The sequence below is a fragment of the Pseudonocardia sp. ICBG1034 genome (assembly GCF_020131375.1).
Lineage (GTDB): Bacteria > Actinomycetota > Actinomycetes > Mycobacteriales > Pseudonocardiaceae > Pseudonocardia > Pseudonocardia alni.
In genome coordinates, this window is sequence record NZ_JAHLEK010000027.1 from 18,497 (window position 1) to 36,100 (window position 17,604).

General features: G+C 70.9%; 19 protein-coding genes. 15 read left to right on the forward strand and 4 right to left on the reverse strand.

Annotation, left to right across the window (positions count from 1 at the left end; genetic code table 11):
- Positions 1-35: 35 nt before the first annotated feature.
- Together KPF22_RS30845 and KPF22_RS30850 are read right to left on the reverse strand one after the other, a co-directional pair.
- Positions 36-2,147, reverse strand: coding sequence for a type IV secretory system conjugative DNA transfer family protein (locus tag KPF22_RS30845; protein WP_224404181.1), 2,112 nt, complete (start codon positions 2,145-2,147; stop codon positions 36-38).
- Positions 2,144-3,223 carry a hypothetical protein gene (locus KPF22_RS30850; protein WP_224404182.1) on the reverse strand — a complete coding sequence of 360 codons (1,080 nt, stop codon included), beginning with the start codon at positions 3,221-3,223 and terminating at the stop codon, positions 2,144-2,146. The genes KPF22_RS30845 and KPF22_RS30850 overlap by 4 nt, the downstream gene beginning before the upstream one ends.
- A gap of 652 nt (positions 3,224-3,875) precedes the next feature.
- Here KPF22_RS30850 and KPF22_RS30855 point away from each other — a divergent pair.
- From KPF22_RS30855 to KPF22_RS30895, 8 genes are all read left to right on the forward strand, one after another.
- Positions 3,876-4,283 carry a hypothetical protein gene (locus KPF22_RS30855; RefSeq protein WP_068801021.1) on the forward strand — a complete coding sequence of 136 codons (408 nt, stop codon included), beginning with the start codon at positions 3,876-3,878 and terminating at the stop codon, positions 4,281-4,283.
- Positions 4,280-4,849 (forward strand): DUF6879 family protein, encoded by a 570-nt coding sequence (locus tag KPF22_RS30860; RefSeq protein WP_068801020.1) that lies wholly within the window; start codon positions 4,280-4,282, stop codon positions 4,847-4,849. Before KPF22_RS30855 ends, KPF22_RS30860 begins: the two co-directional genes overlap by 4 nt.
- 5 nt (positions 4,850-4,854) lie before the next feature.
- Positions 4,855-5,733: a helix-turn-helix transcriptional regulator gene (locus KPF22_RS30865; protein ID WP_224404183.1), complete on the forward strand. Its 879-nt coding sequence runs from the start codon at positions 4,855-4,857 to the stop codon at positions 5,731-5,733.
- Positions 5,734-5,750: 17 nt separating this feature from the next.
- The gene (locus KPF22_RS32820) at positions 5,751-6,935 is read left to right on the forward strand and encodes an amidase (protein ID WP_083276263.1); all 1,185 of its coding nucleotides are present in this window, start codon (positions 5,751-5,753) and stop codon (positions 6,933-6,935) included.
- Positions 6,936-6,950: 15 nt separating this feature from the next.
- Entirely contained in the window at positions 6,951-7,475 is a 525-nt protein-coding gene (locus KPF22_RS30880) for a hypothetical protein (protein ID WP_224404184.1), read from the forward strand.
- Complete coding sequence (locus KPF22_RS30885) at positions 7,472-8,479, forward strand: tetrahydrofolate dehydrogenase/cyclohydrolase catalytic domain-containing protein (RefSeq protein ID WP_224404185.1); 1,008 nt, start codon at positions 7,472-7,474, stop codon at positions 8,477-8,479. Before KPF22_RS30880 ends, KPF22_RS30885 begins: the two co-directional genes overlap by 4 nt.
- A 113-nt stretch (positions 8,480-8,592) precedes the next feature.
- On the forward strand, positions 8,593-8,829 hold the full coding sequence (locus KPF22_RS30890) for a hypothetical protein (RefSeq protein WP_224404186.1): 237 nt from the start codon (positions 8,593-8,595) through the stop codon (positions 8,827-8,829).
- Positions 8,830-9,505: 676 nt separating this feature from the next.
- Positions 9,506-10,381: a hypothetical protein gene (locus KPF22_RS30895; protein ID WP_224404187.1), complete on the forward strand. Its 876-nt coding sequence runs from the start codon at positions 9,506-9,508 to the stop codon at positions 10,379-10,381.
- Positions 10,382-10,466: 85 nt separating this feature from the next.
- Here the strand turns inward: KPF22_RS30895 and KPF22_RS30900 are convergent, their stop codons facing one another.
- A complete protein-coding gene (locus KPF22_RS30900; RefSeq protein WP_224404188.1) occupies positions 10,467-10,769 on the reverse strand; it encodes a hypothetical protein in 303 nt (100 codons plus the stop codon).
- On the reverse strand, positions 10,769-11,047 hold the full coding sequence (locus KPF22_RS30905) for a hypothetical protein (protein WP_224404189.1): 279 nt from the start codon (positions 11,045-11,047) through the stop codon (positions 10,769-10,771). The genes KPF22_RS30900 and KPF22_RS30905 overlap by 1 nt, the downstream gene beginning before the upstream one ends.
- A gap of 437 nt (positions 11,048-11,484) precedes the next feature.
- Here KPF22_RS30905 and KPF22_RS30910 point away from each other — a divergent pair, with 437 nt between their 5' ends.
- The 7 genes from KPF22_RS30910 to KPF22_RS30940 all read left to right on the forward strand — a co-directional run bounded on the left by KPF22_RS30910 (position 11,485) and on the right by KPF22_RS30940 (position 17,557).
- Positions 11,485-12,666, forward strand: coding sequence for a DUF932 domain-containing protein (locus KPF22_RS30910; protein WP_224404190.1), 1,182 nt, complete (start codon positions 11,485-11,487; stop codon positions 12,664-12,666).
- A 117-nt stretch (positions 12,667-12,783) separates the two neighbouring features.
- Positions 12,784-13,071 carry a hypothetical protein gene (locus KPF22_RS30915; protein ID WP_224404191.1) on the forward strand — a complete coding sequence of 96 codons (288 nt, stop codon included), beginning with the start codon at positions 12,784-12,786 and terminating at the stop codon, positions 13,069-13,071.
- Positions 13,068-13,328, forward strand: coding sequence for a hypothetical protein (locus KPF22_RS30920; protein ID WP_224404192.1), 261 nt, complete (start codon positions 13,068-13,070; stop codon positions 13,326-13,328). Before KPF22_RS30915 ends, KPF22_RS30920 begins: the two co-directional genes overlap by 4 nt.
- Positions 13,325-14,110, forward strand: coding sequence for a hypothetical protein (locus tag KPF22_RS30925; RefSeq protein ID WP_224404193.1), 786 nt, complete (start codon positions 13,325-13,327; stop codon positions 14,108-14,110). The genes KPF22_RS30920 and KPF22_RS30925 overlap by 4 nt, the downstream gene beginning before the upstream one ends.
- 298 nt (positions 14,111-14,408) lie before the next feature.
- Positions 14,409-16,121: a chromosome partitioning protein ParB gene (locus KPF22_RS30930; RefSeq protein ID WP_224404194.1), complete on the forward strand. Its 1,713-nt coding sequence runs from the start codon at positions 14,409-14,411 to the stop codon at positions 16,119-16,121.
- A gap of 457 nt (positions 16,122-16,578) precedes the next feature.
- Entirely contained in the window at positions 16,579-17,022 is a 444-nt protein-coding gene (locus tag KPF22_RS30935) for a hypothetical protein (protein ID WP_224404195.1), read from the forward strand.
- A gap of 79 nt (positions 17,023-17,101) precedes the next feature.
- The gene (locus tag KPF22_RS30940; RefSeq protein ID WP_224404196.1) at positions 17,102-17,557 is read left to right on the forward strand and encodes a hypothetical protein; all 456 of its coding nucleotides are present in this window, start codon (positions 17,102-17,104) and stop codon (positions 17,555-17,557) included.
- The last annotated feature ends 47 nt before the right edge of the window (positions 17,558-17,604 follow it).

A 17,604-nucleotide genomic window follows, 5' to 3' on the forward strand; every position in this document is an offset into this window, starting at 1 on the left:
TGGTCCGGCGCACGTGGGCGCCGGACCAGCCAGAACTAGGCGGCCACCTGATCTGCAGCATGCCCGGCGGCACGAACAGCAACGCTCGTGGGAGCCTGCGTGATGATCGCAGGCGGCGGGCGCAGGTCAGACCGTTCCCACACCGGGCTGACCCGCACCATCGTGGCCGGGGTCGCGCGATGGATCAGCAGCGCGTGCCACTGCGGGATCGTGCGCACCCGGTCAACCGGACACACCCGCACCTTCTCGTAGCGCTCCTCACCATCACCGGTGGGCACCGGCTCGTGCCGGTCCCCGCACAGCACCGAGGCCTTCTCCAAGTCCTCACGCAGCGACAGCCCCCCGAAAATGACCTTGGCGTTGGTGGCGTTCCAGATCGTCTCGCCACCCTTGGCGCCCCAACGCTGGGCGAGCTGAGACGGTGACTGCACCGCCCACTCGATGTGGATCCCACGGCCACCAGCGTCGGCCACCCAGCGGTCCAGCGGCACCGGAGTGATCAACGCAGCCTCATCGAGGAACAACCCCAGCGGCGGATCCAGACGCCCCTTCGGCCGCGACGACGCGACCCGTTTTGCCGTCTCGAACAGGTGGCCGGTCATCGCCGCCAGCAGCGGCGCGATCGAGGCATGCTCGCGGTCCGAACCGACCACGAACAACGATCCGCGACCAGCGAGGAGCTGTTCGGCATCGAGCTCCTGACCACCATCACTACCAGTGACCAGGGCAGCAACCTGCGGATCGGTCATGAACTTCACCGCTTCGGACAAGGTCATGAAGATCGAATCGCGGGTCTTGCGGGCATCGGTCGCCAGAACCTGACGCAGAGCATCCAGCGTCCCCTCCGGGACACGTCCGCCGGGATTCCGGCCCAGGATCTGCAGAGCCTCACCGGCTCCGCCACTGCGCGCGTCACTCGTCGGGGAGAACACCCAACGGGCAACCCTGGCCATATCCGCGCCGGACAGGTCCGCGGCCATCAGCAGCGCGGTGAGCACACTGACCGACCACTGATCCCAGCGATCACCACCGTCCTCGCTCGTCGACACACCACCAACCATCAACCCAGCCCGCACCGCAGCCACCTGCGCGTCCGCGCACCCCGACACCGGAGACCACCACACCGAGGACCTCAGATCACCGAGCTGCTCGGGGTTGAACAACCACACCGGGCCCTGCTGGGCTCGTTTCCCGGCGCAATAGTTGTACAGATCAGGTTTGGTCGAGGTCGCCAGCAGCGGGCCGTCGTGATCGAGGATGTGATGCCCCATCAACGCCGTCTTACCGGTCTGGGGCGGGGCCACCAGCCCGATCACATCCCGATGCGGCGCGTAGCAGTCGGTACCGATCACCGGTCCGACCACCGAACGACCCAGCCAGGTCCCGCACCGGCGCACCGGCAGCCGCTCCACCAGCCCGGGCACCAGCACTCCTCCGGGGGCGGGCCAGCTGACCTCCGCGGTGACGCTGGGGCGGGTCGCCGCCGCGGCGAGACGCACCGCGTGCGCAGACAGGTGCCGATGCAGGTCCCACCACCCGGCCCACCCCTCGCCGCCGAAGCCGGTCCGCACCCGAGCCCGCTCGGTATGGGCATACGCCGCCCGGCCGGGCGGGATTGCCAGCACCGCCACCCCGACCGCCGTCAGGACAGCACCGGTGACCACGACCATCACATCGGGCAGGATCAGCAGTCCTACCCCCAGCACCAGCCCTGCTGCCGACACCGCGCCAGGCAGGGCCTGGCGCCACAGCAGCAGCGCCGACGCGGCCGCGGCGAGCGCGCCGACCACGGTCGCCACAGTCGCCGGACCACACAACAGCACCAGGCCCAGCAGCAGGCAGCAGGCAGCGGCTGCCTGGACCAGGCCCCGGGACAGGGCCCTCGCCATACGCTCGCCGAGGCCCGCCCACACCGCGGAGGCCACGATCGAACGGGCCAGCGGTAGCAGGACCCACCACCACACCCGGCTGACAGCCCGCCGCATCGAGACCAACGCAGCAGCTCCCTGCCTCGAAGGCTCCGAGGAGCGACCCGACGTCGAGTCGTGGTGCTGATCGTCGGCCGTCCCCGCTCGGTCCTGTCCGACCTCGACGGTTGCCGTGGACTCAGGGTCGTGGGCCATGCTGTGCAACTCGGCGGGGTTCATGCGCCCACACCCACCGTCTCGCCACGATCATGCCCGACGAGGACCAGCGCATCGGAACCACCGGACGAGCAGGCGTGCTCCGGGGCGGTAGACATGCCGGAGGGCCGGGGCTGATCGGTAGTGCGCTCACTCTGTCCCATGCCGAGCTGGCGCTCGGCTTCCTCAATATCGCGGCGGCCGGTGCGTGGAGACTGGCCGAAGATCGCGCCGACCTGGGATCCGGTGAGCTCCACCGACGGTACGAGGCCTGCGCGGATCAGGTCCTTCACCTGCTCGACCCGGACTGCGGGGTCCGCGCGGAGCAGTTCCTCACGCTCCCAACGCACCCCGCCGCCCGCGCAGGCCACCGGGAGACCCTGCGGCTCGGCAGCACCGTCCTCGAGCGCTGCCGAAGCTCGCGGCTCCGCAGCCTCCACCACGGCCGGTTCGGCGGCAGCGATACCCGCCGCCACGGCAGCCTCAGCCACCGTCACCGGACCGTCTCCCGAGTCCGCTGCAGCAGCCTTGACCGCCGCGGTGAGACGATCCCGGATCTCTGGCGCAGCCTCGGTCGCGACGAACACGACCAGCGGCGGAACCGAGTGCAGCAAGATCAGCCCCGGATCCAGCGCTCCCCACGCCTTCCAGGTGTTCATCGCATACGTCGCGCCCAGCGTCGCCCAGCGAGCACGACGAGCCCAGGCCGGCGTCGCCAGCTGCCACCGGGAGGTCGTCTGCTCCGCCAGGACCACCGCGATCAACACCAGTGACACCATCGGATCGAGCAGCCATGCCGCCCACCAGCCCGGCGACCACTCCTCGGTCCCCTCGGCGCCGAACTCCTGCACGTTTGTCATGCAGAACGCCATCCCGAGCACGATCCCGGTCCACATCAACCGGTTCACCTGGCTCCGGACGCGCTCCACCTGAAGGGCAATCACATCCGGGTGCGTCGACAAGGCGCGTACCTGCGCCGAGTGCTCGGCCTCGGCGGCCAGTTCCGCAGCCTGTTCGCGCAGCGACTGCGCGGACTTACGCGGCCACATCGAGACCACCCGCCGACGTTGCGAGACGAGCCGTCCGAGCCCGAAGGCCACGCAGCCAACTCGCCGTCTCACGTCGAGACCTCTGCGCATCTTGCCCCGCAAGATCCGGGGCGGGCGCCGCCTCGACGGCGCACCCGCGGCACGGCACACCGGCCGCCACGGTCAATGACGCCGGATCGACCAGCAGGCCACACAGCGCGCGGTAGCGCCCGGTGGCCCGGCCGACGGTGAGCTCGTCCGCTGCAACCTCGTGCTCGAGTCCGTCGCCGACAGCGGTCACCAGGACGTTGTCGTCCTGCCGGCTGCGAGCAGGCGGCCAGTCATTAGCGGTGAGGCGGGCATCGGCCGACCCTCCGAGTACCGCCACCACCGGGCGCGCGGGCCGCAGGTGAGGACTCGCGGGTGGGCCCTCGGGCCGGTGGTCTCGGTTTGGGATCCTTGACATGACGGTCGTGCTCCTCGTGCTCGACGGCTGGGTGAGCGCGATCTGTCAGGCCTCGGCGGATGTGGCTGCATCCGTCGGGGCCGCCCACCGGCACATGCCGGGGAATCGCACCTCCGCAGCTTATCCAGTGATACGATGGATAACAAGCGGCGATCTGACGGTTGGAGGGCGCCGCACCTGCTATCCAGTGAGCGATTGACTAGCTGGTCGAGACCGACCGACACTGACCTGGTCACACCCTGACCGGGAGGAACGCCGATGACCGAGCACGTGCCCCATCTCGAGATCCGCACGCTCGTAACCACCGCCAGCGAATGCGGCGAGAGCCGAGTCTGCCCGTCAGTCCACGAAGTCGTCGGCGACACCGAAGACCTGTGGGTCGTGTCCAAGCGGACCACCCCGGCCGAGGCTGCCCCTTTCCAACACCTGCTCGACAAGGGCGAAGTCGTCGGCTGGATGCCTGCCGGGCTGCTCCCGGCCGAGTGCGACGCAGTCGCGCGCACCCGTGGGGTTACTGGACCTGGCCTCCATCCGGATCGGGTGTACGTGATCTCATCCGAGGTCACCGGAGAGGTCGAGCTCATCGCCTTCGCGGAGCTGTTCGACCCCATCACCGAACAGCTCGGGACGGTCAAGGCACAGGTCCTGGAGGGAGTAGCAGCATGATCGACGAACAGCAGCTCGAAGCTGCCATCGACAAGCACTTCCACCACGCCGGGGACCGTCTGTTCCGGATGGAGTGCCTCCCCCGCTACATGGCGAGCGAGGGCGAGGAGAGCGACTTCCAGCGCTACCTCGCCGGGGCTGACGGACCCGACATGGAACGCAAGGAGCAGTGGCTTGCCATCCTGCGGGGCGAAGAGGCCCGCGGGCTGATCTCTTATCGCGTGCGCGCCTTCTCCAACGCCATGACCGAGTACGAGCGGTACGAAGCTGACTGGTGCTACGTCCACAACGCCGCAGCCGGGGAGGACATCTCCGTACTCCGCGCTGGCGAGCACGACACCCCAGCGACGTTCATCCGCGAAGACTTCTGGCTGGTCAATGACGCGCTGCTGATCCCGATGCAGTACGACGAGCACGGCCGCTTTCTGAGCGCCGACATCGTCACCGACCCCGACCTGATCGCGCCGTACCTGCGGGCACGCGACGACGCCCACTCGGCGGCGGAACCGTTTCGCGTGTGGTGGGACCGGCACCCCGAGCTGCACCACCGCCAGAGGGCAGCCTGAGCTCAGTGCCCGATGCGCAGTCGAGTAGCTCACCGGACAGCCTCCCGCTGTCCGGTGAGCTACTGCGCGCGCTGCGCGAGCAGACCGGCCTCAGCCAGAACCAAGCACGCAAGGCAGCCGGCGTCGGGCAGTCCTCGCTGTCCCGCACCGAGGCCGGCGAGTCTCGACCGACCCCACGACTGGTGCGCGCGGTGCTGCAGGTTTACGCGCAGCAGGGCGTCGACTCACTGACCCCCAAGCGCATCGACGAGCTCGTCGAGCAGGCACGAGCCCTCGAGGCCGAGCGTGTGGACGCCCGTGTCGTCCTGCAGAGCGGGAGCGCCCATCGGTTCCAGTGGCGCATTCACGAGGCCGAGCGAGTCGCCCGCCTGGTGCGCTCCTACCACCCCTCGGTGATCATCGGCCCGCTGCAGACACGACGCTACGCAGGCGCGGTGTTCACCCCCGACGCACAGCTCGACGAGCAGGACGCGGCTCAGTCCGTCGACGCCCGCATGGAGCGGGCGCAGCTACTCGCCGATCCCGGTCGCTCCTGGCAGATGGTGCAGAATGAACAGGCCCTGCGCTGGCCGGTCGGCAGCTACGGGCAACAGGCCGAGCAGCTGGAAAGCATCGCGCGCATCGCTGCCCAACCGAACGTCATCTTCCGGGTGCTGGCTCTGGACACTGTTGCACCCCGTCCCGCGCCGGTGTCGGGCTTCCACCTCTACGACGACACACAGGCACTCGTCGGCACCGAATCCGGCAGCACCTTGATCCAGGACCCCGACCTCATCGCCATGTACGCGCAGCTGCACGCCGAACTCTCAGAACTCGCTCTATCCGAAGCCGAGTCACTGGAGCTGGTGCGACACCTGGTGGACGACTACCGAGAACGAAGCTAGCCACCTGCCGCTTGCACATGCGACAGACTGAGGCAGCACTCATCCGAGGAGACACAGCCACCACACACCACACCGCGGACAAGCAGGCGCCGGCCGCAGCTGCGATCGAGCAGGCGCGGCGCCTGGATCCAGCGCTGCGCGCGTTCCTCTCCATCGGTCTCGACACCGGCGCGCCACCTCATCCAGGCGACACAGCTGAGTCTCCGCTGGACGGTCTACCGATCACGGTCAAGGGCGAACGAGGCGCCCGGCTCCCTGGCGTACAAGGTCTTCTCCGAGCCGGCGCCGTGCCCATCGGGGCCACAACCGTCCCTCGTGGCCGGCGCGGCTACCAGACCTGGGGCTACACCGATCGCGGTCCGACGCGTAACCCGTGGCGCTCGGATCTGTCTCCCGGCGGGTCGTCGGCCGGCGCGGCCGCGGCAGTCGCGGCCGGGATCGTCCCGCTGTCCTGCGGTAGTGACGGGGCCGGGTCGGTCCGGATCCCGGCAGCGTGGTGTCACGTGATCGGCTTCAAGCCGAGCACCGGCCGCGCCCCCACCTCCGACCCGACTGGGCTCGCCGTACCCGGTGTGCTGGTCCGCGAACCCGCCCTACTGCGGCCCTGGGCCGCAGCCGTGCTCCTCGACTGGTCCCTGCATGCAGCGATGTCAGAGACCCCTCTGGCGGCCGCAGGCTGGTCGGCCACCCTCGGTTTCGCGGGGCCGCACCTCGACCCCGAGGTCGCCGAGATTGCCGAGCGGGCAGCTCAGGCCCTGTGCGCCCGCGCCGGCCTGGCCCTGTCCCGACCGGGGGTCCACCTAACCGATCCCGAGAGCGCGTGGATGACTCTGCGCAGCTCCACCTCGAGCGCAGCAGACCGGCGCCTCGCACAGCGAACGCGACACGACAACAACAATCGGCTCGCCGAGCTTCTCCAGAACTTCGACCTGTTGATGACGCCCACGACCCCCGGGCGAGCACATGGCCACGACGGTCCCGGCGCACACCTGAGCGTCGCACTCACCTGGGGCATCAACCTCTCCGGGCACCCCGCAGTGAGCGTCCCGGCCGGTTTCACCGCCGACGGCTGCCCGGTCGGTCTGCAGATCATCGCCCGCCCCCGCGGCGACGAGCTGCTGCTGCAGCTCCTCGAGAACCACGTACCGCCGGCCCCGATCGCTCCCCTCGCGCAGCAGGCCATGACGAACCTGGAGCCGTGAACGATGATGACCGCTATGACTACGGCCCACACCCACGGCCTGACGCTGGCCAGCGACGCGATCCTGAGCTGGCCGCACCGCTACGGGGCGACCACGTCGTGCCTGGCGCGCCTGCGCGGCACCCGCGACCCGGCAGCAACCGACCGCCTGCTGCTGACCGTCGTGCTCAGCGAGCTGCGCGGCCAACCCCGCGGCCACTACGTCCTCTCCGACGTCGCCGGCGCCGCGAACAGCGCACGCGCCCAGCTCGTGCCGGGCAGCGTCGACCCGGGCGCGATCACGTGGCTGGTGCACCACGGCGAGTTCTCCAGCGCCGACCCGACCGGACCGGAATCGCTGACCCGCGTCGACCTGCACTGGACCCTCGACCGCTACAGCGTCCCGGCCTGGGACGAGGTGACCCGACTCGACTACGACGACTCCCGCCAGCTACTCGACGGGCTCCGCCTGCGCCCGGTCGACGAAGTCCTCGCCGCAATGCCCTGGGACATCCCCCGACCCCGACAGGACGGCGGCGACACTGGCGCACATCAGGGATGATCGACACACCCCAGCCCCGCACGATCCCCGGCCGCGCGATCCTGGCCGAGGTGCGTGACACCTACCGCGACGCCTACGCCGCCACCCTGCAGCAACACGGGACTCGCATGATGGTCGTGCGGTTCGCGCCGACCACCCATGACACCGTCTGGGCCGCCCGGATGGAGGCATCCCGCGTCTCGGCCGAGCAGAAGGTGCGCACTTTCACCGCGCTCGGCGCCACCCCAGACCACATCGTCGTGCCCGACAGCGCCGGCATCAGCGAGATCGCCGGCATCATCCACCGCGCCAACGACGACCCCCAGGTCGCCGGGATCATCGTCCAGGCCCCGCCACCGCAGCCCGTGCTCGCGCTGCTCAACGAGATCGACCCCGCCAAGGACATCGACGCCCTCGGCATCTTCGCGCCACGCACGGCGTGCGCGACCGCCGACGGCGTCGTACGCGTCGCCGAGCCCTACCTACCCGACGCCCGCATCGCGGTCGTCGGCAGCAGCGGCTTCGTCGGCTCCGGTGTCGTAACGCTCCTGCGCCAGGGCGGCCACGATCCGATGCTGTTTGAGAACGGGGACGACCTGCGCCGTCTCCGCGACGCCGACGTCGTGCTCTCGACCACCGGGAGCCCGTGGCTGCTGACGCCCGACCACATCCACCCCGGGCACCGCCTGGTCGTCGACTCAGGATTCACCCCACACCCGGACGGGCCCCGCGGTGACCTCCACCCTGATGCTGCAGCTCAGCCGCAGGTCGTCACCCCTGTGCCCGGCGGAATCGGGCCGGTGGAGATGGCGGTACTCGCCGAACGCCTGCTGCATCAACGCGCCGCTCCCGAGCTCGGTGCCTGGCGGTTCCACGGACTGGACACGCAGCACCAAACCCTGACGACAGTGCACGACGATGTTGACCATCAGCTACAGCATCGCCACGAGCTCCAAGGCCGGGAGCCTGAAGCCCAAGAGCTGGGCTACGACCGCAACGAGGAGAACGGGCTCGACCTGAGCTGATAGGCGCACTACTCCGCCCTTCCGGCGGGGGCTCGGGTCGGGGAGCCGGGCGAAACACGGAGTCGCGGCGCGTCGGCTCAGCTGTATCAGAAACCTGTGGCAAGATCCCGCGCATGCCGAAACGGGAAGCCCACGGCGGGCGCCCCTCCAAGGGGGCCCGCGACACGATGGTGACCCGGCTGCCTGCCAACGAGGGCGCCGCGGTCCGTCAGCTGGCCGTCGACCTCGACTGGAGTTACTCCGACACGCTGGCAGCCTTGATCAGGCTCGGCATGCAGCACCGTGAACAGCTGCCGATCACATCCACCAGCCACGATCAGGAGGAGCTGCCTCTGAACAAGGCCTCCTAGACAAGAACGAGGCGACCCCCCGGCCAGGGGGCCGCCTCGGTTCGTTCTCGCATCAGGTCGGACCAGCACCCGCCTGACGCCGTAGCCCCGGCGAACCGGGGCCAATCCCCCACCTACGAAGAAGGGGCGCTTTCGCGTGTCCAGGATACATCCTGGGCCGGGAGCCAACCACCACAGACACGGGGCGAGTTCGTCGTGCCCAGAACCAGAGCGCTCGCCAGCAGCGGGCACCGGGTTCTGCACTCTGTGTTACGAGCACGGCGCATTCACCCTGGCCTCCGGTCCTTCCCAGCTCTGCCTGCTCCACCAACTGCCACTCAATGCTCAGCGGGCAACCGACAACTTCGGCATCCGCGCCGCGGTCGCACCGAGCCGTACTCCTCGGGGTAAGGCCGCCCGCCGCCGCAGCGGACCTGCCAGCGGCCCCGGCCGTAGGAGTCGGGCGCTACCGCCGAGCAGACGGGCGCAGGCTCGCGGTGTCGCCAGAGCCCGCGCTCGCCACCGCGCCGGGTTCGTCCCGCACCCTGGCTGGCGCCACTTCATCGACCGCGAGTACCGGGTCCTGACCGCCCAGCCCGAGGCCCTCGACCACGTCGCTCGCCTCGTCGACGACGAGGACTGGCGCTCGGACAAACGCCGCAGCTGGTCAGCGATCCTGCACAGGCTGGTGTGCCACATGGACTGGGAGACCGGACTGATCACCGGACTCACCACAGAACGGCTGGGCGCCGCAGGCGGCCGGGCCGAGCGCACGGTCTCCCGCGTCTTGGCCTGGGCCCGCGACTGCGGGCTGCTCGTCGTCGTCGAACCCGGCGCGAGCGCGGAATTCCTCGGCACCGACACCGGCCGGACCCCCACCTACGCGCTGGTCGCCCACAGCCCGCTGCCCCGCCTCGACGCTGGTCTGACCCTCGACGACGAGGCTGCCGATGAGCAGCGTGGATCCCAAGGTCAGAGCACTGTGGATGAAAGTGGCGACCTCCCCACTACTCACGTGTCTACTAAGCCCTTGTCGGGCGGCAGACGGCCGCAACTCGGCTCATCACCCGCCTGGCACCCCTACGACGTCCCCGGCACCGCCGGTGCGAGAAACGCGGCCACCCTCTCGTTGATCACACTTCTCGGCCTAGGAGGCCGGAAAGGCCGCAAGATCGAGATTTGGCGTGCCCGGGCTCTGCTCAAGCCGTGGTGGGAGGCCGGTGCCACCGTCGCCGGGCTCCGGCACGCCCTCGAGCATCACCCCGACCGGCCCGACCAGGCCCGTGGACCGGTCACCACCGATGCCCGCGACCCGCTGCGGGTCATGGGAGCACGGCTGCGGCCCTGGCGCGGCAGGTTGCACGAGATCCGCGCCGTCCAGATCGGACGCATGCGCAGTATCGCCGCGGCGGGGCCCGAGCGCCGGGAGCCACCGGTCCTGCACCGAGGAGCTGAGCCGGTAGTGAAGCTCGACCGGGCGCTGCTCGACCGGCCGGCCGGCCGGGAAGCGCGGCAGGCTGCACGCGAAGCGCTCAGTGAGCATCTGCGCCAGCTCCGGGAAGCTCGCTTGTGAGCCCGGGCTGTAGCCCCCGGCCGGGGCGCCGGCCACGTGCCCTGACCGGGCACAGAGCGGCCGCGGCGGATCCCAGACGGCGCGGCTAGTGACCAAAACCGCTGGTGAGACCCTTGCGCGTGCGCCCACGCGGATCATTAGGGCCATCTGGGCCCGTGAGTTCGCGCCGCGCCGCGGCCAGTGCATCGCGGCGGACCTGGTCGGGGACCTGATCCAGCGTCACAGACAGGCTGTCGAACACAGCGGCCATCGCCAGCCCGACGTCCTGGCCGTGCAACCCGGCGTAGGTGTCCTGCACCGCGCGTCGCCGCAGCTGCTGGGCGAACTGGGCGAGCAGGAGGCGGTCATCACGGAGCTGGACCGCGGCACGTTCCTCGGAGGCGCGCATCACCGCTCCCTACTCGTACGAGGATCGAGTTGGGCGCGGAGCGCATCAGCGGTCCAACGCACCGTGCGCCGCAGCTGCAGCGGCACCGGCCGACCTGCCGAGAGCTCGGCGGCCGCAGCCCGCAGGATCCCCGCGACCCGCCCGGCGACCACCCGGTCCGGGATCGGCGGAGCACCCTGCTCGACCAGGCCGGCCACGACGCGCAGCGCCGAGGCCTCGGCTTCGGTCTCGGCGTCGACACGGTGGGCGTAGCGGTCGTAACGACTGTTCTCGCCCATCCCCCAGCCTCCCGCCGCGGCGTCCAGCTCTGTGGTCCGTCGGGGTGCTTCCCCCACCCCGACGGACCGGCGCAGCCTAACCCAGATGGGAACAATAGTTCGAACTATGGGGTTCTGCGTGGTCGTTCGGTGAGCGCAGGGTTCCGGTGAGGTCGCGACCGCAGCCGGGTGGGCCGTGGTGACTCTGCACCCCGCGGTCCGGCTTACCCGCCGATGCCGCGCTTGGCCGCACCCGACGCGGGTGACACCACCAGGTCTGTGTCGTCGGCTTCCGGTCGCGTGGTCGGGGTGGTGTCACGCCGGTCGGGCGAGCGCGCGGCCCCGTCGCGCCGGACCGCGGGGTGCGGGCGAGTCACGTCCCACCGCAGCGGTCGGGACCGCACCGGCCCCGCTTCCCCAGGGGCCGGTGCGTACGTCCGAGAGAACGGAACCCCGTCATGGAGCAGATCACCGACCAGAACATCGGCGAGAACGCGGTCTCGCTGACCGCCCGCAACGCTGACCTGAGCAGCATGGTCGAGCTGCTGCGGACCCAGCAGGCCGCCAAGACCGACCATGTCGTCGCCGCGTCGGCCTTGGCAGCCCTGGGCGGGCAGATGCTGGTGCACGGCGCCGGCAGGAGCGAGCTGTCGATGGACGGGGTCACCACCGGTGATCTGACCCTCACCCCGACCCGTACCGCCGACAGCGGCATCGCCGACAAGCTCGGCATCCCGGTCGCCTACCTGCGGCGGACCCGCGAGCAGAACATCGACCTCTACGACGCCAACGTCAACGGCTGGCTCACCCACCGGCCCGAGCGCCGGTTCCTGGTGCGCGGTCTGGCCGACGGCGACGGACGGCACGGGGTGATGCGGGCACTGCTGTCGGACCGCTACCGCCCCATCGAGAACCTCGACGTGTTGATGACCTGCCTGGACGGCATCCGGGAGGCCGACCACCCCGTTGACGTCGTCTCGGCGGACCTGTCCGAGTCCCGCATGTACGTCAAGATCCGCTCCACCGCGGTCGCGGCGATGGCGCCGGCACTGCTGACCGGCTACACCTCCCCGTTCTCCGGGGACCGCGGCGCCGACAACCCGACGGTGTTCGCCGGGTTCGTCCTGACCAACTCCGAGACCGGGCAGGGCAAGTTCCGCCTCATCCCCCAGCTCACCGTCCAGATCTGCAACAACGGCATGACCCTGACCCGCCACGCCATCGACGAGGTCCACGCCGGCGGGCGCCTCGAGCACGGCCAGATCGACTGGTCGGCCGACACCCAGGCCGCCAGCCTGGCCCTGGCGAAGAAGATGACCCGCGACGCCGTCGGGAAGTTCCTCGACCCGGTCTGGGTCGCCGAGCGCATCGCCGAGATCGAGGCCGACGCCGGGGTCGAGGTCACCCGCCCCCAGCAGACCATCGAGCACGTCAGCAAGAAGCTGCGCTTCTCCACCGCCGCCCAGGACTCGATCCTGACCCACTTCATCCGCGGTGGGGCCCCGACCTCGGGTGGGGTGCTGCACGCGGTCACCGCGGCCGCCCAGAGCATCCCCGACGTCGACGAGGCCTACGAGGTCGAGTCCCGCGGCATCGAGGCCATGCAGCTCTCGGCCACCTTCGCCGCGGCCGCGAGCTGACCGCTCCCCACCTCGGCAACCCGTCCGACCGGCACCCGCTCGTAGTCAGCGGGGTGCCGGTCGGCGGGTCCGGGGCGTGTCTGACCACCATCCCCCTTGCGAACAGGAGCTCCAGCGATGACCACGATTGCCGACATCCGGCGGATCTTCTCCGTGCGCGGTATCGATCCCGACCAGCTCACCCAGACCCCACCCGACAGTCACGGCACACCCGCGTTCGTGCTCACCACACCGGACGGGACACGGGTGTGGTTCGCCCCGCTCGAGCGGGCCGGCTGGCGGATCGGCTGGCACTACCTCGTCACCGCCCACGGTGCGCTGGTCGAGCACGGCCGTACCGATTCCACCATGGCGGAGAGCGTCCTACCGGTCCTGCACCGCCACACCAACCGGCGTGCCGCGTGATCCCCGCCGTGCTCGCCCGCCTCGCCCCGCCGGCCGCGCACCGGCCGTTCCCGCTTCGCGCCGACGGCCCTGCCGAGCGGTGGATTCTCGGACTGTTCGTGGCCTGGCGGGACCTCCAGGACGTCGGCGGCGGATCGATCAGCGGGGCCGACCTGGTCGGCCACCTCGATGAGATGTTCACCGCGATCGGGCTGAACGACGACAGCAGCCTGCTCTATCTCGCGGAACAGGCACACAACGGGCAGGTGCGGTCATGACCAGCGCCGCGCAGCTGAGCGACAGCGATGTTACTGGTGACATCGCTTCTGCCGTGGCCGCGGCATTGACCGCGATCGACGAGGACAGCTGGACGGTCAGCACCCAGCAGCGCGGGGTGCTGCTCACCGCGGCCGACGGCGCCGTCCTGCGGATGAGCATCGGCCGACACGGCACGGAGACCGGGCGGCTGATCGTGGCCTGCGAGTCACCGTCGGACGCCCGGGACGTGCCGGGCGCCGAGGCCCTGCGGGCCCGGGCGACGGCCGATCCGGCCCGTCCCGCGGCCCGGATCGCCGCCGATCTGCATCGTCGCCTGGTCGAGCCCTACCGCGCCGCCCGGCCTGCGGCGCGGGAATGGCGGCGCGCCGCCGACGCCCGCACCGCCGCCGAGGAATCGATCCTGGCCGAGGTCCGCTCCAACCTGGCCGGGCTTCGGGGCCAGGTGCGGCGCGGCGCGGACGGCGTCGGTGCGGGAGTGCTGCTGCATTCGGCGCACCCGCACGCCGGACCCATCGATCAGGTTCATGTCGCCGAGCCGTCGCTGGAACACGAGATCCGAGCTGCCCACGCCAACCGTGAGGTCGGCGGGATCGGCGCATCACCGCTCTACACCGAGGTCCGGCTGCGGGTGCACCCGCGGCTGCTGCCCGACCTGTCGAGAGCCCTCGCGGTACTCGGCTGGGCGGCTGACATCAGCTCTGTGCCAGCACACCAGTGCCCGCACTCCCACGAGCCGCTGTGCCGGCACGGCCACGACCACCGCGCCATCGCGGAGCGGTAGGTGCTGCCGGTACGTGGGTCCGCCCCGCAGTAAGGGGGCGGACCCACGCTGGCATCCCGACGGGTGGCTCGGTGATGAACCTGCCGCGGGGTCCCCGCGGGTGAACCCGCCCCCGCAGCTACTCGCATGCGCAGCACCACCGCCCGGCGGGTCCACGCCACCGCGACCACGGCAGAACCCCCACCGAACCACTCGTCGGGCCGCCGGAGACGCGCAGCGCGCCCCCGGCCATCGGGGACGCACCACCCGGCCAGCGACGCCGGGTGGCCATCACCGGTGAGTGAAAGGCCTGCTGCCCATGACCACAGAACCGACCACCGAACTGACCACCGAAGCGACCACAGAAGCGACGGTCGGCACCGACGACCAGCCCGACACCGAGTTCGACACCACCCGCCCGGGGTTCGACACCAGCGAGGCCCTCAGCACGCTCGACCAGCTCGGTGAGCTGGCCTGGGCCGACCCCGCCGAGCTGGTGTTGGAGGTCAACACCCGCACCGAGGTGCATCTCGACCCGCACTTCTGTGCCTCGGTCCGCGACCGCGGGGTGCGCGAGCCGATCAGCGTCTACCGACGCGACGACGGCGACGGCGACGGGGTCAGCGTGCTGGTCGTGCGTAAGGGCCAGCGTCGCACCCTGGCCGCGCTCAAGGCCGGCCTGGCACGCGTGAGGGTCCTCATCGAACCCCAGCCGAGCACCGCGGACATCGACACTGAACCGGAGCGGGCTCGACGCACTCACGAGGCCGAACGGATCATCGACCAGCTCACGGAGAACCAGCACCGCGCCGACATCTCCGACGCCGAACAGGTCACCGCGCACCAGCAGCTGCTCGGGCTCGGGATGTCCGCGGCACAGATCGCGCGCACCACGCGGACCCCGGCCAAGCGGGTCCGCCAGACCACCGCAGTCGCCAGGAACCCTCACGCGGTCGAGGTCGGCGCCCGCTACGACCTCGATCTGGTGCAGATGTCGGTGATCGCCGAGTTCAGCGACGACGACGACGCCGTCGCCCAGCTCACCGAGACCGCGCTACAGCGGCCCCACCATCTCGCCCACACCGCGCAGCGGCTGCGTGACACCCGCGCCGAGCGAGCCCTGTGCGCCGAGCTCGAAGACCAGCTGCGCGAGGACGGTGTCACCGTCCTGAGTCGTGACGACGCCGGTCACGACACCGCGATGACCTTGGCCCGGCTACGGCCTTCCGGGGACGACCCGTCGGGTACCGAGCTCACGGAGGACGCTCACCGCGACTGCCCGGGCCATGCCGCGACGGTCACGGTGCGCTTCGACTTCGACCAGGGCAGGACCGCCCACACGCTGTGGGTGTGCACCGACCCCGCCACCCACGGCCACGTCGAACGCTACGACCGCCCCAGCAGCCAGAAGCCGGCGGCGCCGGTCGGGGAGACCGACGAGCAGCGTCAGACCCGGGAGGACCGCGAACGTGAGGCCGCGCGCGAGACGCGCCGCACGGTGATCGCGAACAACAAGGCGTGGGAGTCCGCGCAGGTCGTGCGCCGCGACTGGCTGCGCGAGCTGTTCGCCCGCAAGGCCGCCCCGAAGGGGGCGGCGATCTTCGTCGCCGCCGAGTTCGCCCAGGGCGACCACGACCTGCGCCGGGCGATGGAGACCGGCAACGCCCTCGCCTCAACACTGCTCGGGCTCGGCGACGCAGGTGGCTACGGCTACTACAGCGGCAGGCCCAACCCCATCGCCGAGGCCGCACGCTCCGGCTCCGCGGCCCGGGCCACCATGCTCGCGCTCGCCCTGGTGCTGGCCGCCTACGAGGCCGGCACCACCCGCGACAGTTGGCGCAACCCGACCCCGGCGACGCGCCGCTACTTCGCCCAGCTGCGCGATTGGGGCTACGCCCTGGCCGACGTCGAGCAGCTCGTCCTCACCGACGACACCACCGACGTCCTCCAGGACCCCGGCGACGATGTTGATGCTGAGGAGCAGGATGCACCCGAGGGCGAGGAGCACACCGAGGCTGCGGCCCTTGGCTGATCGTCACCGCTTCCGGGGCGGGGCGCGCTGAGGCGCCCCGCCCCGTTGTGCGCCCGGCACGAGCTGTCGGTGGCGGGCCGGGTCCTGGCGCCGGGAGGGCTCGGGCCGGATCGCCCACAGGTCAGCACACCGGCGGTGGGGTGCGCGGCGATGAACCCGTCCGACCCGGCCGGGTGAGACCGCCAGGACGAGGCGGGCCGTAGCGGAGCCGGTCAGCCCGGTGCCGGCTGCGAGCTCCCGGGGTGCCGCTCGGGAGGGGCTGCCGGTCACCTGCCGGGCCCGCAGCCGGGAGCAGGCCGGTTGCGCCTGTTCCCGGCCGGGTCGTGGTCCGCTCGCGGTCTCACACCGTCGGGGCCAGACCGAACCCCCGCCGCCCCCTGCGGGGCCCCACCGCCGGCGTGCTGAGGCAGAGCCGCGTTCCAGCCGCCGAGCCTCACCGACCCCGTGGAGGGCCACCATGACGATCACCAACACGAGCAGCAGCGGCGCCCACGTCGGCGAGGCGTTGAGCCTCGACCGGCTCCGGGAGCGCTCGACCCGGTTCGACGGGCTGGGCGTCCACATCGCGCCGGATCCGCACTGGATCCGGCTGGTCGTCTCCGACGACCACGGCGCGGTGGAGATGCGCTGGCTCGCAGACTCGTGGGCCACGCGCACGAGGACCGACGGGCTCTCGGTCACCCTGCACTCGGTCCACCCGCTGTGCGCGGACCGGGGGGCCGAGGAGCTGGGCGAGGACTGCGAGCTCACCGGCGACGAGGTCACCGTCGGGATCTGTTATCCCGACACGCTCGCCGACGATGCCCTGGCCCGCGACATCCGGCCGATCTTCGACGCCAGCGACCTCGGCCCCGTGATCGTGGTCCTGGCCGGCTACCACCGCGACCTGCTCAACCGCTGACCCCCGGTGAGCCCCGGCCCAGCCAGGGCCGGGGCCCGTGTCGCCTCCCATCCCACCTTCTCCAGAGGGGTCATTCGTCATGCCTACCTTCGCCATCACCGAGGACCAGCTCACCGCTGCGCTGCACGCCGTGGTCGCTGACCGCGGCCTGAACTGGACCTACCCCGACATCGACACCGATCCCGAGGCCTACGTCGACCCGCAGGATCACCACCCGCTGTTCGCCGAGAACAGCGTCGAGCACGGGCTGTCCTCGTGCCGCTACGTCAGCGCCGACGGCCACCGCCCGATGTGCCTGATCGGCGCCGCGCTGCACCGCGCCGGGGTCCCCCTGCGCGTGCTCGCCGACCACGAAGGCGCCCTCGCCGACGTCGTCCTCGATCTCGTGATCGAGCCGGTCCTGCCCAGCCTCGTCGCCGACGCCACCCGCGCGGCGCAGAACGTCCAGGACGACGGCGGCACCAGCGGCGACGCCCTCACCGCCTACCACAACGTCCTGATCGCGGGGCGCGTGATGAACCGCGCGAGCCCCTGACCACCTCCGGCCACGAGGGCCGAGAGCTAGCCGGGCCTTCCGCCCAC